This is a genomic window from Embleya sp. NPDC056575, from assembly GCF_042793325.1.
In the GTDB taxonomy this organism is placed as follows: Bacteria; Actinomycetota; Actinomycetes; order Streptomycetales; family Streptomycetaceae; genus Embleya.
The window spans coordinates 1-14,456 of the sequence record NZ_JBHTVA010000077.1 but is presented as its reverse complement, the minus strand read 5'-3'; the positions used below and the strand labels follow the sequence as shown (position 1 = coordinate 14,456).

Below are 14,456 nucleotides of genomic sequence, written 5' to 3'. Positions count from 1 at the left end.
CGCGGTAGCCTGCCCGCCGTGCCCAACCGTGATCTGCGCCGCCCTGCCGAGGTGCGCCCTCAACCGCTGACCGGCCTGGCCGGGTTTCTCGCCGTCCCGCTCACCGGGGGCCCGAGTGATCCGGAGGCGACGCTGACCGGCGTCACCCACGACTCGCGGGCCGTGCGCCCGGGCGATCTGTACGCCGGGTTGCAGGGCGAGCACGTACACGGCGCCGCGTTCGCCGCGCAGGCCGCGAAGGCGGGCGCGACCGCGCTGCTCACCGACCCGGCCGGCGCGGCCCTGGCGGCCGACAGCGGCCTGCCCACCCTCGTGGTGGCCGATCCGCGCGGCCGACTGGGTGAGATCGCGGCCTGGGTGTACGGGCGGCCCGCCGAGCACCTGACGATGTACGGCGTCACCGGCACCAACGGCAAAACCACCACCGCCTACCTGCTCGACGGCGGGCTGCGCGCGGGCGGCGGCGTCACCGGGGTGATCGGCACCGTCGAGACCCGGATCGGCGAGGAGGTGGTCCCCAGCGTGCGCACCACGCCGGAGGCCACCGACGTGCAGGCGCTGCTCGCGTCGATGCTGGAGAGCGGCGTCACCGACGCGGTGATGGAGGTCTCCAGCCACGCGCTCGCGCTCGGCCGGGTCGACGGCACCGTCTACGACGTGGCGCTGTTCACCAACCTGTCCCAGGACCACCTGGACTTCCACCCGTCGATGGAGGACTACTTCCTGACCAAGGCCGACCTGTTCACGCCGCGCCGCTCGCGACTGGGCGTGGTCGACGTGGACGACGCGTACGGCCGCCGGCTCGCGAAGCTGGCGAGCGTGCCGGTGCTGACCGTGTCCGCGACGGGCGACCCGGACGCCGACTGGCGGGCCGAGAACGTCGAACTCGGCCCCGACGGCAGCCGCTTCACCGTGGTCGGGCCCGACGGGCACAAGGCCGAGGCGCGGGTGTGCCTGGCCGGCCCGTTCAACGTGTCCAACGCGCTGCTCGCGATCGTCGCGCTGACCGCCGGCGGCGTCTCGCTCGACGAAGCCGTCGAGGGTGTGGGCCGCACGCCGGGCGTGCCCGGGCGGATGGAGCGGGTCGACGTCGGCCAACCGTTCGAGGCCGTGGTCGACTTCGCGCACACCCCGGACGCGGTCGAGACGCTGCTGCGCGCGCTGCGCCCGGTGACCTCCGGCACGCTGACCATCGTGCTCGGGGCGGGCGGGGACCGGGACCGGGCCAAGCGCCCGCTGATGGCCGCGGCCGCCGCCCGGTTCGCCGACGCGGTCGTGCTCACCAGCGACAACCCGCGCTCGGAGGACCCGAACACGATTTTGGACGAGATGCTCGCCGGGATCGGTGCGGCCGACGCCTCGCCGGGTGCCGTGCTGGTCGAGCCGGATCGGGTCGCGGCGATCGCGCTCGCGGTGGACCGGGCCGCGCCGGGCGACACCGTGGTGATCGCGGGCAAGGGGCACGAACAGGGCCAGGAGTTCGCGAACGGGATCAAACACCCCTTCGACGACCGCGTCGAGCTGCGCGCGGCGTTGGCCAGAACCATGCACGCCGTCCCCGCGTCCCCCAAGCAGTCCACCGATGCGAGGATCGTGGCTCCCGCACCATCAACGCACACCCCGACGTCCGAGACCCCGAACCCAGGCGTCCCGGCGACCGGCACCTCGCGTGCCGAGGAGACGAACCAGTGATTTCCACCACTCTTGCCGAGATCGCCACCGCTCTCGGAGGGCGGCCGGCGGGCGGCGCGGATCCGCACGCGCACATCACCGCCGGGATGGTCGTGGACTCCCGCAAGGCCGGCCCCGGCACGCTGTTCGTGGCCGTGCGCGGCGAGCACGTGGACGGGCACGACTACGCGCGCGCCGCGATCGAGGCCGGCGCGGTCGCGGTCCTCGCCGACCGCGAGACCGGCACCCCGGCGATCCTCGTCGACGACGTGGTCCGCGCGCTCGGCCGACTCTCCCGGACGATCCTGGACCGGCGTCCCGAGACCGCGGTGATCGCGCTGACCGGCTCCTCCGGCAAGACGAGCACCAAGGACCTGCTCGGCCAGGTGCTCGCCCGCCGGGGCCCGACGATCGCCCCGAGCGGCAACTTCAACACCGACATCGGCCTGCCGATGACCGTCCTGGGGGTGACCGAGGAAACCCGCTACCTGGTCGCCGAGATGGGCGCGCGCCACGTCGGCGACATCGCCTACCTGTGCACGATCGCCCCGCCCCGGATCGGCCTGGTGCTCAACGTCGGCTCCGCGCACATGGGCGAGTTCGGCGGACGCGAGGGCATCGCCAAGGCGAAGGGCGAACTGGTCGAGGCGCTGCCCGCCGACGGCGTGGCCGTGCTCAACCGGGACGACCCGTTCGTGCGCGCGATGGCCGCGCGCACCAAGGCCCGCGTGGTCACCTTCGGCGAGAGCGCCGAGGCGGACGTACGGGCCGAGAACGTGACACTCGACGAGCGGGGACGGGCCTCGTTCACGCTGTGCGTGCCGGAGGGCAGTGCGCCGGTGATCTTGCGCCTGTACGGTGAGCACCACGTGGCGAACGCACTCGCGTGTGCCGCCGTGGCACGCGAAGTGGGCATGACCGTCGAGGACATCGCGGCCGCCCTCGGCGCGGCCGGTACGATCTCCCGCTGGCGGATGGAAGTGACCCGCAGGGACGACGGGGTGACCGTCGTCAACGACGCGTACAACGCCAACCCCGAGTCGATGCGGGCCGCACTCAAGGCCCTGGTCGCGATGGCGGGCGGCAATCGTACGTTCGCCGTGCTGGGCGCCATGCGGGAGCTGGGCGAGGAGTCGCTGACCGAGCACGACGCGATCGGGCGACTCGCGGTACGCCTGAACATCCACCGACTGGTGGCCGTGGGCGGCAGGGAGGCCGCCTGGATCGACATGGGCGCGAAGAACGAGGGTTCGTGGGGTGAGGAGTCGGTGCTGGTGCCCGACGTAGAGGCGGCCGTCGAACTACTCCGGGGCGAACTGGCCCCGGGCGACGTCGTACTGGTGAAGGCGTCCCGAGGGGTGGCCCTGGAACGGCTCGCGGACGCGCTGTTGGCGGACGCCGCCGGGGACGACGTGAGCAACGCGGAGGTGCACGGGTGAGGGCCATCCTCATCGCCGGCGGCATCGCCCTGGTGTTGTCGCTGATCGGTACGCCGCTCGCGATCCGGATCCTGGTCAAGCGCGGCTACGGCCAGCTGATCCGGGACGACGGTCCGGCCGGACACCACAGCAAGCGCGGTACGCCCACCATGGGCGGCGCGGTGATCATCCTGGCCGCGCTCATCGGCTACGGCGCCGCCAAGGCGATCACCCTGGAGACGCCGAGCGCGTCCGCGCTCCTGGTGCTGTACCTGATGGCGGGCCTGGGCCTGGTCGGCTTCGTCGACGACTTCATCAAGATCGTCAAGCAGCGCAGCCTGGGTCTGCGGGCCAAGGCCAAACTGGCCGGACAGTCGTTCGTGGGCATCTCGTTCGCGCTGCTCGCGATCCAGTTCAAGGACGCGCGCGGGTTCACCCCCGCGTCCACACACCTGTCCTTCGTGCAGGACACCGCGCTCGACCTGACGCCGGTGTTCTTCGTGATCTGGGCCTACATCCTGATCGCCGGCCACTCCAACGGCGTGAACCTCACCGACGGTCTGGACGGTCTGGCGACCGGCGCCTCGGTGATCGTCTTCGGCGCGTACACCTTCATCGGGGTCTGGCAGTACGGCCAGTCGTGCCTGAACGCGCCCGGCGTGGGCTGCTACGACGTGCGCGATCCGCTCGACCTGGCGATCGTGTCCGCGGCGATGATGGGCTCGTGTTTCGGCTTCCTGTGGTGGAACACCTCGCCGGCCAAGATCTTCATGGGCGACACCGGTTCGCTCGCCCTGGGCGGCGCGCTCGCCGGGCTGGCCATCCTGACCCGCACCGAGTTGTTGTCCGCGCTCATCGGCGGCCTGTTCCTGATCATCTCGCTGTCGGTGATCATCCAGGTGGGCTACTTCAAGATGACCGGCAAACGGGTGTTCAAAATGGCGCCGCTCCAGCACCATTTCGAACTCAAGGGGTGGACCGAAGTACTCATCGTGGTTCGGTTCTGGATCATCGCCGGCCTGTGCGCCATTCTCGGGATCGGCATCTTCTACGCGGGCTGGGTTACGGGAACGTAAGAGACGTGAGTACGAAAGACCTGAGCACCTTCACTCATCACGGTGCGCCGTGGGCCGAGTTGTCGTTCTGCGTCGCGGGCACCGGGGTCACCGGCGCGTCCGCGGCGCGGGCGCTGCACGGCCTCGGCGCCCGGGTCGTGGCGATCGACGGCAGCGCCGACGACAACGCGCGGCGCCGCGCCGAGGAGTTGGGCGCGCTCGGCGTCGACGTGCGGCTGGGCGACGACGAGACGCTGCCCGAAGGCGTCGACGTGCTGATCACCTCGCCCGGACTGCCGCCCACCAAGCCGCTGTTCGCCGCCGCGCGCGCGGCCGGCGTGCCGGTGTGGGGCGACGTGGAGTTGGCGTGGCGGTTGCGGCCGCGCGTGGACCCCGCGCCGTGGCTGGCGATCACCGGTACCAACGGCAAGACCACGACCGTGCGGATGCTCGCCTCGATCCTGGAGGCGTCCGGCAAGCGGGTCGCCGCCGCGGGCAACGTCGGCACGCCCGTGGTGGACGCGGTGCTCGCGCGCGACGGGGACGGCCAACCGGCGTACGACGTGCTCGCGCTCGAGTTGTCCAGCTTCCAGCTGCACTGGCTGCCGACCTGGGAGGAAAGCCCCAAGGACGACGCCGGCGCGCCGCGGATGCTGGCCGCCGCGGTGCTCAACATCGCGCCGGACCACCTGGACTGGCACGGCTCGCCGGAGGCGTACGCGGCGGACAAGGGCCGGATCTACGGCGGCTGCCAGATCGCCTGCGTGTACAACCTGGCCGACCCGCAGACCGAACAGCTCGTGCACGAGGCCGAGGTCGAGGAGGGCTGCCGCGCGGTGGGCTTCGGGCTCGGGCCGCCGGGGCTGTCGAACTTCGGGGTGGTCGACGACCTGCTGGCCGATCGCGCGTTCGTGGCCGACCGGCACAGCACCGCGGCCGAACTGGCCACCGTGGGCGACGTGAACCCGCCCGCGCCGCACAACGTGGCCAACGCGCTGGCCGCCGCCGCGCTGGCCCGCGCCTACGGTGTGCCGCCCGTGGCGGTGCGCGACGGGCTGCGCGCGTTCCGGCCCGACGCGCACCGCATCGCGCACGTGGCCACCGTGGCCGGCGTCGACTACGTGGACGACTCCAAGGCCACCAACGGACACGCCGCGGCGGCCTCGCTGGCCGCCTACCGGGACATCGTGTGGATCGCCGGCGGCCTGGCCAAGGGCGCGTCCTTCGACGACCTGGTCTCCGGCGCGAAGAACCGGCTGCGCGCGGTGGTGCTGATGGGCGCCGACCGCGCGGTGATCCGGGACGCGCTCGCGCGACACGCCCCCGATGTCCCCGTGGTGGAGGTGGCCGCGACCGACACTGGGGCCATGGAACTGGTCGTGGGCGAGGCGGCGGCGCTGGCACGTCCGGGTGACACCGTGCTGCTCGCGCCCGCGTGCGCCTCGATGGACATGTACGCCAACTACGGCAAGCGCGGCGACGCGTTCGCCGACGCGGTCCGCGGGCTCGGGCCGGCGGCGGGCTGACCGGGCGCGATGGCCGCCGGTCCGCAGACCCGCGAGGCACACCCCGCGCCCGCCGACGAGCGGCGGCCGCGGGGCGACTCGCGGCTGCCCGCGCCGCGTCCGGCCGCCGGGGCGCGCCGGATCGGACCGGTGCGGCGGGAGTTGCGCCGGGCCATGGACAGCGCGCTGACCGCCTACTACCTGCTGCTCGGCTCCGGCCTGCTGCTCACCGTGCTGGGCCTGGTGATGGTGCTGTCCGCGTCGCAGATCACCTCGCGCACGATCTACGGCTCCTTCGACGAGATCTTCACCAAGCAGTTGATCGCGGTCGCGATGGGCTTCCCGCTGATGTGGATCGCGTCACGTCTGCCGCTGCGCTGGTACCGCCGGTTGGCCTATCCGTTCCTGCTGGGTTGCGTGGGCGCGCTGTGTCTGGTCCTGGTACCCGGTCTGGGCATCGAGGTCAACGGCAACCGCAACTGGATCGGGTTCGGCTCGTTCCAGATCCAGCCCTCGGAGTTCGCCAAGCTGGGCCTGGTGTTGTGGGGGGCCGACGTGCTCACCCGCAAGCGCCGGTTGCTGGGCCAGTGGCGGCACATGTTCGTCCCGCTGCTGCCCGGCGCCCTGATCATCCTGTTCCTGGTGCTGCTCGGCGGCGACATGGGCACCGCGATGATCATCACCGTGCTGGTTCTGGCGCTGCTGTGGATCGCGGGTGCCCCGGGCCGGTTGTTCGCCATGGCGATCGCCGTGGTGAGCGTGCTGACCACCGTGCTGATCGTGCTCAAGCCGCACCGGGCCGCGCGGTTCGCGGGCTTCCTCGACCCGTTCTCCGACCCCGACGGCAGTACGTTGCAGGCCGCCCAGGGCATCTATTCGCTGGCCACCGGTGGTTGGTTCGGCAGTGGAATCGGGACCAGCTATGGCAAATGGGGCACTTTGCCCGAGGCGCATACAGACTTCATCTTCGCCGTCATCGGCGAGGAATTGGGTCTGGTGGGGACGCTGTCCGTACTCACCCTCTTCGCGGCCCTAGGCTATGCAGGTATCCGCGTCGCGAGTCGGACGAAAGACCAGTTCGTACGGCTCGCCGCGGGTGGCGCGACCGCGTGGATCATGGCCCAGGTCATGATCAACGTCGGGGCGGTGCTCGGCCTGCTGCCGATCGCCGGAGTGCCGTTGCCATTGGTGTCCTACGGAGGTTCCGCCCTGCTTCCGACCATGTTCGCCGTGGGCATGCTGTTGTCCTTCGCCCGAGGTGAGCCAAAGGCCGAGGCGGCGCTCGCCGCACGCGGGCCCGGGGCGGTTCGTCGAGCGTTCGCGCGGATCCTGCCGCGCAGGGATGGGTGAATCAGGTGCATGTCGTCCTTGCCGGCGGAGGAACCGCCGGGCACATCGAGCCCGCTCTGGCCTTGGCGGACGCGCTGCGCCGCCAGAACCCGAACGTGGGTATCACGGCGCTCGGCACGGCCAAGGGCCTGGAGACCAAGCTCGTTCCCGCTCGCGGCTACGAACTGGCGTTGATCCCGGCCGTGCCGTTGCCGCGCAAGCCCACGCCCGAGCTGATGACCGTGCCCGGCCGGCTGCGCGGCACGATCCGCGAGGCCGCGGCCGTGCTGGAGCGCACCCAGGCGTCCTGCCTGGTCGGCTTCGGCGGCTACGTCGCGCTGCCGGGCTACCTGGCGGCCAAACGCCAGGGTGTGCCGACCGTGGTGCACGAGGCCAACGCCCGTCCGGGCCTGGCCAACAAGATCGGCGCCCGCTACACCCGATTCGTCGCGGTGAGCACGCCGGACAGCAAGCTGCGCGGGGCCCGCTACATCGGCATCCCGCTGCGGCGCGCGATCGCCACCCTGGACCGCAACGCGCTGCGCGACGAGGCCCGGGCGATGTTCGGCCTGGACCCGATGCGGCCCACGCTGCTCGTGTTCGGCGGCTCGCAGGGCGCCCGGCGGCTGAACGAGACGCTGGCCGCGACCGCCCGGCAACTGCTCGCCGAGGGGGTCCAGGTGCTGCACGCGGCCGGCCCCAACAACGAGCTGAAGATCGACTCGCCGCCCGGTGGACCGGCCTACGTCGTGGTGCCCTACCTCGACCGGATGGACCTGGCCTACGCGGCGGCCGACATGGTGCTGTGCCGGGCCGGCGCGATGACCTGCGCCGAGCTGGCCGCGGTCGGGCTGCCCGCGGCCTACGTACCGCTGCCCATCGGCAACGGCGAGCAGCGGCTGAACGCCCAGCCGGTGGTCAAGGCGGGTGGTGGTCTGCTCGTGGACGACGCCGACCTGACCCCCGACTGGATCCGCTCCTCGGTGCTGCCGGTGCTCACCGACGCGCGTCGCCTGCACGACATGGGCAAGGCCGCGGCCGAGTTCGGTCGGCGCGACGCCGACGAGGAACTGGTCCGGATGGTCCACGAGGCGATCGCCGCCGCGCGGTTGCCCCAGTAGCCGCCGGCCCGAGGAGCGTCCTTGCCCGATACGAAGGAGCGTGCGCCGGCGCGCCCGGCCGGGCCCGGTCGCGCGCCGCGGCGGCGCTGGACCAATCTGCGCCCGCTCCTCGTCCTCGTGGTGCTCGTGGTGCTCGCGGGCGCCGGGTGGGGGATCGTCTACCACTCGCCGCTGTTGGACACCCGGACGGTGTCCGTCGGCGGGCCGGTCGTGCTGCCCAAGGACCAGATCGCCAAGGTCGCCGCGGTGCCGGTCGGCGAGCCGCTGGCCGGGATCGACCTCGACGCGATCCGGGCCCGGGTGGCCGCGATCCCGCGCGTGGCCTCGGTCCACGTGGAGCGCGACTGGCCGCACACGGTGCGGATCACGGTCCGCGAACGCGCCACCGCCCTGGTGGTGCCGGACGCGGACCGCTTCGCGGAGATCGACAAGGACGGCGTACGGTTCGGTACGGTGGACGCCGCGCCCGCCGGGGTGCCGATCGTCAAGGTCGACGCCAACACGGTGAGTCGGGAAACGCTACGGGGGGTGGTCCAGGTGGTCTCGGCACTGCCGCCGCCGATCGCCCAACGGGTACGGGACATCACCGCCCGCACGCGCGACGACATCGTGCTGGTGCTGGACAAGGGCGAGACCGTGTCGTGGGGCGGGGCGGAGGCGTCGGATCGCAAGGCGCTCGTGCTCGCGGTGCTGTTGACGCGGCCGGCGAAGTTCTACGACGTCAGCGCTCCCGACGCGCCGGTGACCCGAACCCAACCGTTTCCCTCGCTCGCGCCGCCGGCGCCCGCGCAGTCGTTGGCTCCGGGGGCGTCCGGCGCGGCGGTTTCGACCCCGAGCACGCCGTGACCGGGGGCGGAAGCACTCGGCCACTGCGATAAAACAATAGGGACAGGTTCGGCGTGTTCGTTGAACCGCGTCCGATGGGGACCTAGTGTCGGCCTAGCCCCAGGTTGACAAAGCAGTTATCCGCACTGTTCGGATCGGCGGCGTTCGATGCGAACGGGGCTGACTCTATACCTGAGGGTGAGGGTTTTGGTGGCTCGCGGAAATCGCGTCCCGACCTCCCCAAGTCGGCAAATGTCGGCATGCCGGAACCACGGCACGCCGACCGGAACTCGAGGCGAGAGGCCTTCGACGTGGCAGCACCCCAGAACTACCTCGCAGTCATCAAGGTGGTCGGTATCGGCGGTGGCGGGGTCAACGCCATCAACCGGATGATCGAGGTCGGTCTCAAGGGCGTCGAGTTCATCGCGATCAACACCGACGCCCAAGCCCTCCTCATGAGCGACGCCGACGTCAAGCTCGACGTCGGCCGCGAACTCACCCGCGGCCTGGGGGCCGGGGCGAATCCCGATGTCGGGCGCAAGGCCGCCGAGGACCACCGCGAGGAGATCGAGGAGGTCCTCAAGGGGGCCGACATGGTCTTCGTCACGGCGGGCGAGGGCGGCGGCACCGGCACCGGCGGCGCCCCCGTGGTGGCCAACATCGCCCGCTCGCTCGGCGCGCTCACCATCGGCGTGGTCACGCGCCCGTTCACCTTCGAGGGACGGCGCCGCGCGAACCAGGCCGAGGACGGCATCGCGCAGCTTCGCGACGAGGTCGACACGCTGATCGTGATCCCCAACGACCGACTGCTGTCCATCTCCGACCGGCAGGTCAGCGTTTTGGACGCGTTCCGCTCGGCGGACCAGGTGCTGCTGTCCGGTGTCCAGGGCATCACCGACCTGATCACCACGCCCGGCCTGATCAACCTCGACTTCGCCGACGTCAAGTCGGTGATGTCGGAGGCGGGTTCGGCGCTGATGGGGATCGGCTCGGCGCGCGGCGACGATCGCGCGGTGGCGGCGGCCGAGATGGCCATCTCCAGCCCGCTCCTGGAGGCGTCGATCGACGGCGCCCGGGGCGTGCTGCTCTCCATCTCCGGCGGCTCCGACCTCGGCCTGTTCGAGATCAACGAGGCCGCGCAGCTGGTCAGCGAGGCCGCGCACCCCGAGGCCAACATCATCTTCGGCGCGGTGATCGACGACGCGCTGGGCGACGAGGTCCGGGTCACCGTGATCGCGGCCGGCTTCGACGGCGGGCAACCGCCCTCCAAGAGCGAGTTGGGCAAGCCGGCGGTGGCGCCGCCGCAGCCGCCCGTCCGCCCCGAGCCGACCGGTCGCCAGGGCGGCTCGGGCATCGGGCAGGGTGTGCTCAACGACCCACCGCAGACGACCTACCCGACCCCGACCACGCCGGGCCCGCGCACCCCGCTGGTGCCGGAACCGATCAAGGACGATCTGGATCTCGACATCCCGCCGTTCATGAAGTAGAAGAAAAACGTCGCCGGCAGTCGGCGACGCAAGAGTTCGAAACAATTCGACACGACCACGAGGTGGCCCGAACGTGTTCACGCGAAGGGCCGCTTCCGGCGGCGCCCGTTTCGCCTTCACCGACCGGTGGGGCGGCACGGGCGCCGCGCCGTATGACGAGTTGAACCTCGGCGACCATGTGGGCGACGACCCGGAGGTGGTGGCCGCCAACCGGGCGCGCACCGCCGAGGCGTTGGGCCTGTCGGCCGACCGGGTGGTGTGGATGAACCAGGTGCACGGCGACACGGTGGCCGTATTGACCGGTCCGAGCGCCCAACCGGTGCCCGGCACCGACGCCGTGGTCACCGCGACCCGCGGCCTCGCGCTCGCGGTGCTGGTCGCCGACTGCACCCCGGTACTGCTCGCCGATCCGCACGCCGGCGTGATCGGCGCCGCGCACGCGGGCCGTCCGGGGCTGGCCGCCGGCGTGGTGCCCGCCACGATCGAGGCGATGCGCGGCCTCGGCGCCGACCCCGCGCGGATCGAGGCGTGGACCGGACCGGCCGTCTGCGGCGCCTGCTACGAGGTTCCCGAGGCGATGTGCGACGAAGTGTCCGCACTCGTCCCCGCGGCCCGCGCACGCACCCGCCAGGGCACGCCCGGGCTCGATATACCGGCCGGAGTGTGGGCGCAACTCGCCGCGCAGGGGGTCGTGTCGGGTGAGAAATCGCACATCTGCACGCGCGAGTCGGCCGACCATTTCTCCTATCGGCGCGACCGCGCCACGGGTCGGATCGCCGGCTACGTGTGGCTCGCCGAGGACTGACCCCGCCCGGGCGCGGCGGGCCGACGTCGGCGACGATGGCCCCATGGACACGCCCGATTCAGCGACCGCCACGACCGCCCACCGGCGGGCCGAGCTAGCCGCCAACCTGGCCGACGTCCGGGCCCGGATCGCCGCCGCGTGCACCGCGGCCGGCCGCTCGCCCGAGGACGTCACCCTCGTCGTGGTGACCAAGACCCACCCCGCGAGCGACGTGCGCCTGCTCGTCGAACTCGGCGTCCGCGACGTCGGCGAGAACCGCGACCAGGAGGCCGCGCCGAAGGCGGCGGCCACGAACGACCTCGACCTTCGTTGGCACTATGTCGGCCAGTTGCAGACCAACAAGGCCAAATCGGTGGCCGGTTACGCCGATGTGGTGCACTCGCTCGACCGGATTCGGCTCGCCCACGCACTGTCCGCCGCGGCCGAGCGGCAACAACGTTCGATCACCGCGCTGTTGCAGGTCAGCCTGGACGAAGACCCCACCCGCGGTGGGGTGTCCGCGACCGACCTGGCCGAACTCGCCGACGCCGTGGCCGAGGCGCCGCGGCTGACCCTCGGCGGAGTGATGGCGGTCGCCCCGCTCGGCGTCGAACCCGCCCGCGCGTTCGCCCGATTGCGAGAAATCGCAACCCGCCTACGCGAAGCCCATCCGGCTGCGAACATGGTTTCCGCGGGGATGAGCAACGACCTCGAAGCGGCCATCGAGGCCGGGGCGACACATGTACGCATCGGTACTGCGGTGCTCGGAGTCCGGCCCTCCCTCCGGTAGCGTCGCCGTGAAGTGGATCGCACGACCCACGGTGACCTCAGCCGATCCACCGTGAGACCGGAGGAAGCGGAACATGGCCGGCGCAATGCGCAAGATGGCGGTCTACCTCGGCCTCGTGGAGGACGATGTCTACGAGTATGACGATTACGATGAGGACGACATCGGCCAGGACGGCCGCGACCGGGTCGAGCGCACCGATCGTCGCGAGGAGCGACGGGACGAGCGTCGTGAGGAGCCACGTGAAGTACGCGAACCGCGTGGGGAATCGCGGGAACGTCGCGACGATCCCGTTCGTGGAGCTACTGCCCTCCGCGAAGCGGGGGCCCTTCGCGACGAAGGCCGCCTCGAAGAACACCGCGCAACAGTGTCCGCCATGCCCGAACGCCGTCCCGAGAGCAGCACACCGGTGACCGTACACAAAGTCGTCAGCGAACGTGAGCCCTACCGCATCACGACGCTGCACCCGCGTACCTACAACGAAGCCCGCACGATCGGCGAGCACTTTCGCGAGAGCACGCCCGTGATCATGAACCTGACCGAAATGGAGGACACCGACGCCAAGCGCCTGGTGGACTTCGCCGCGGGGCTCGTGTTCGGCCTGCACGGCAGCATCGAACGGGTCACCCAAAAAGTCTTCCTCCTATCGCCTGCTAACGTCGATGTGACAGCCGAGGACAAGGCCCGCATCGCCGAGGGCGGGTTCTTCAATCAGAGCTGAGGTGTGCGAAAACTGAGGCTAGGTGCGGTCCTGACCAGAGGGACGGCACACGAGGGGGCAGGTAAATGAGCATCGCGCTGGAGATCATCCGCATCGTGCTCTACTGCTTTTTGATCGTGTTGTTCTTCCGCTTGGTGATGGACTACGTGTTCCAGTTCGCGCGGTCGTACGAGCCGCGCGGGGCCATGGTGGTACTGCTGGAGGCGACGTACTCCATCACCGATCCACCGTTGAAGTTGCTGCGCAGGTTCATTCCTCCGCTGCGCCTCGGGGGTGTAGCACTCGACCTGTCCTTCTTCGTACTGATGATCATCGTCTACATCCTGATCTCCGTCGTGGGCAGGCTGTAAGCGGTACCGTCTGTCCGATGCCGACGATCACGCTGAGGTGAAGAGATGCCGTTGACCCCCGAAGACGTGCGTAACAAGCAGTTCACGACCGTCCGTCTCCGCGAGGGCTATGACGAGGACGAGGTCGATGCGTTCCTCGATGAGGTCGAGGGCGAACTGACCCGACTTCTCCGGGAAAACGAGGATCTGCGAGCGAAACTCGCGGCGGCGACCAGGGCCGCCGCGCAGAGTCAGCAGCAGGCCCAGCAGCGCAAGGAGCGCGAACGCCCCGACGCACCCGTCCCGGCAGCCATATCCGGGCCGACCCCGGTTCCCCCGCCGCCCCAGATGGGTGGACCGCAGGGGATGCAGGGCGGCCAGCACCCGATGCAGGGCGGCCCGCAGCAGCTCGGTCCCGGTGGACCGCAGCAGCACCCCATGGGGGGACCGCAGCAGCTCGGTCCCGGCATGAGCGGTCAGCACCAGCTCCAGGGTCCGCCGCAGCACCAGCTGCAGGGCGGCCCCGGCATGCAGAGCGGCCAGCACCAGCTGCCCGGTCAGCAGCAGCATCAACTGCAGCCCGGTCAGCACCAATTGCAGGGCGGCCCCGGCCTGGGCGGTCCCGGCATGAGCGGTCAGCACCAGCTCCAGGGTCCGCCGCAGCACCAGCAGCAGCTTCAGCAGCACCAGCTGCAGGGCGGCCCGCCGCAGCTCGGTCCGGGTGGACCGCAGCAGCAGATGGGCAACCCCGGTGGCGACAGCGCCGCCCGAGTGCTCGCGCTGGCGCAGCAGACGGCCGACCAGGCGATCGCCGAGGCCCGCTCCGAGGCGAACAAGATAGTGGGCGAGGCGCGCACCCGGGCCGAGGGCATGGAGCGCGACGCGCGGTCCAAGGCCGACGCCCTGGAGCGTGACGCGCAGGAGAAGCACCGCGTCGCGATGGGCTCGTTGGAGAGCGCCCGCGCCACGCTCGAGCGCAAGGTCGACGACCTGCGCGCGTTCGAGCGCGAGTACCGCACGCGGCTGAAGTCGTACCTGGAGAGCCAGCTGCGTCAGCTGGAGTCGCAGGCCGACGACTCGCTCGCGCCGCCGCGGACCCCGGCCACGGCCTCGCTGCCGCCGGCCATGTCGTCCGCGCCGGTACCGATGTCGCAGTCGATGGCTCCGTCCATGGGCCAGTCGATGTCCCAGCCGTCGTCGATGTCGCCGGCCATGACGCCGTCGATCGGGCAGCAGATGAGCCCGGCGATGACGCAGCAGATGTCGCCGGTGCGTCCGCAGGCTCCGCAGCCGCAGCAGATGCAGCAGCCGTCGCCGATGCGCGGGTTCCTGATCGACGAGGACCCCGACAACTGACCGGCCACTGAGCGTCGGTCGGTCATCCGAGAAGCGCCCGCCCCCCCCGGGGGGACGGGCGCTTCTCG

13 protein-coding genes are annotated in these 14,456 nt (G+C 71.2%); all 13 read left to right on the top strand.

Annotation, left to right across the window (positions count from 1 at the left end; genetic code table 11):
* Positions 1 to 18 precede the first annotated feature (18 nt).
* The 13 genes from ACFRCG_RS40090 (at position 19) to ACFRCG_RS40030 (ending at position 14,388) form a co-directional block, all read left to right on the top strand.
* Entirely contained in the window at positions 19 to 1,692 is a 1,674-nt protein-coding gene (locus ACFRCG_RS40090) for a UDP-N-acetylmuramoyl-L-alanyl-D-glutamate--2,6-diaminopimelate ligase (RefSeq protein ID WP_380040854.1), read from the top strand.
* Positions 1,689 to 3,110, top strand: a complete 1,422-nt coding sequence (murF, locus tag ACFRCG_RS40085; protein ID WP_380040852.1) for a UDP-N-acetylmuramoyl-tripeptide--D-alanyl-D-alanine ligase — start codon at positions 1,689 to 1,691, stop codon at positions 3,108 to 3,110. The genes ACFRCG_RS40090 and murF overlap by 4 nt, the downstream gene beginning before the upstream one ends.
* On the top strand, positions 3,107 to 4,165 hold the full coding sequence (gene mraY, locus ACFRCG_RS40080; RefSeq protein WP_078977595.1) for a phospho-N-acetylmuramoyl-pentapeptide-transferase: 1,059 nt from the start codon (positions 3,107 to 3,109) through the stop codon (positions 4,163 to 4,165). The genes murF and mraY overlap by 4 nt, the downstream gene beginning before the upstream one ends.
* A gap of 59 nt (positions 4,166 to 4,224) precedes the next feature.
* Complete coding sequence (murD, locus tag ACFRCG_RS40075) at positions 4,225 to 5,670, top strand: UDP-N-acetylmuramoyl-L-alanine--D-glutamate ligase (protein ID WP_380040898.1); 1,446 nt, start codon at positions 4,225 to 4,227, stop codon at positions 5,668 to 5,670.
* A 9-nt stretch (positions 5,671 to 5,679) separates the two neighbouring features.
* Positions 5,680 to 6,999: a putative lipid II flippase FtsW gene (gene ftsW / locus ACFRCG_RS40070; protein WP_380040850.1), complete on the top strand. Its 1,320-nt coding sequence runs from the start codon at positions 5,680 to 5,682 to the stop codon at positions 6,997 to 6,999.
* Between the two features lie 5 nt (positions 7,000 to 7,004).
* A complete protein-coding gene (murG, locus tag ACFRCG_RS40065) occupies positions 7,005 to 8,099 on the top strand; it encodes an undecaprenyldiphospho-muramoylpentapeptide beta-N-acetylglucosaminyltransferase (protein ID WP_078979537.1) in 1,095 nt (364 codons plus the stop codon).
* Positions 8,100 to 8,120: 21 nt separating this feature from the next.
* Positions 8,121 to 8,945: a cell division protein FtsQ/DivIB gene (locus tag ACFRCG_RS40060; RefSeq protein ID WP_380040848.1), complete on the top strand. Its 825-nt coding sequence runs from the start codon at positions 8,121 to 8,123 to the stop codon at positions 8,943 to 8,945.
* Between the two features lie 290 nt (positions 8,946 to 9,235).
* The gene (gene ftsZ, locus ACFRCG_RS40055; RefSeq protein ID WP_380040846.1) at positions 9,236 to 10,411 is read left to right on the top strand and encodes a cell division protein FtsZ; all 1,176 of its coding nucleotides are present in this window, start codon (positions 9,236 to 9,238) and stop codon (positions 10,409 to 10,411) included.
* A gap of 73 nt (positions 10,412 to 10,484) precedes the next feature.
* A complete protein-coding gene (pgeF, locus tag ACFRCG_RS40050) occupies positions 10,485 to 11,216 on the top strand; it encodes a peptidoglycan editing factor PgeF (protein ID WP_380040844.1) in 732 nt (243 codons plus the stop codon).
* Positions 11,217 to 11,259: 43 nt separating this feature from the next.
* The gene (locus tag ACFRCG_RS40045) at positions 11,260 to 11,985 is read left to right on the top strand and encodes a YggS family pyridoxal phosphate-dependent enzyme (protein WP_380040842.1); all 726 of its coding nucleotides are present in this window, start codon (positions 11,260 to 11,262) and stop codon (positions 11,983 to 11,985) included.
* Between the two features lie 73 nt (positions 11,986 to 12,058).
* On the top strand, positions 12,059 to 12,703 hold the full coding sequence (locus ACFRCG_RS40040) for a cell division protein SepF (protein ID WP_078977600.1): 645 nt from the start codon (positions 12,059 to 12,061) through the stop codon (positions 12,701 to 12,703).
* A gap of 65 nt (positions 12,704 to 12,768) precedes the next feature.
* Entirely contained in the window at positions 12,769 to 13,053 is a 285-nt protein-coding gene (locus ACFRCG_RS40035) for a YggT family protein (RefSeq protein WP_020552920.1), read from the top strand.
* Between the two features lie 45 nt (positions 13,054 to 13,098).
* Entirely contained in the window at positions 13,099 to 14,388 is a 1,290-nt protein-coding gene (locus ACFRCG_RS40030; RefSeq protein WP_078977601.1) for a DivIVA domain-containing protein, read from the top strand.
* Positions 14,389 to 14,456: the final 68 nt, after the last annotated feature.

Coding starts and splice junctions, on each gene's coding strand:
- ftsW (WP_380040850.1), top strand. CDS start 5,680: ATGGCCGCCGGTCCGCAGACCCGCGAGGCACACCCCGCGCCCGCCGAC.
- ACFRCG_RS40045 (WP_380040842.1), top strand. CDS start 11,260: ATGGACACGCCCGATTCAGCGACCGCCACGACCGCCCACCGGCGGGCC.
- ACFRCG_RS40040 (WP_078977600.1), top strand. CDS start 12,059: ATGGCCGGCGCAATGCGCAAGATGGCGGTCTACCTCGGCCTCGTGGAG.
- ACFRCG_RS40035 (WP_020552920.1), top strand. CDS start 12,769: ATGAGCATCGCGCTGGAGATCATCCGCATCGTGCTCTACTGCTTTTTG.
- ACFRCG_RS40030 (WP_078977601.1), top strand. CDS start 13,099: ATGCCGTTGACCCCCGAAGACGTGCGTAACAAGCAGTTCACGACCGTC.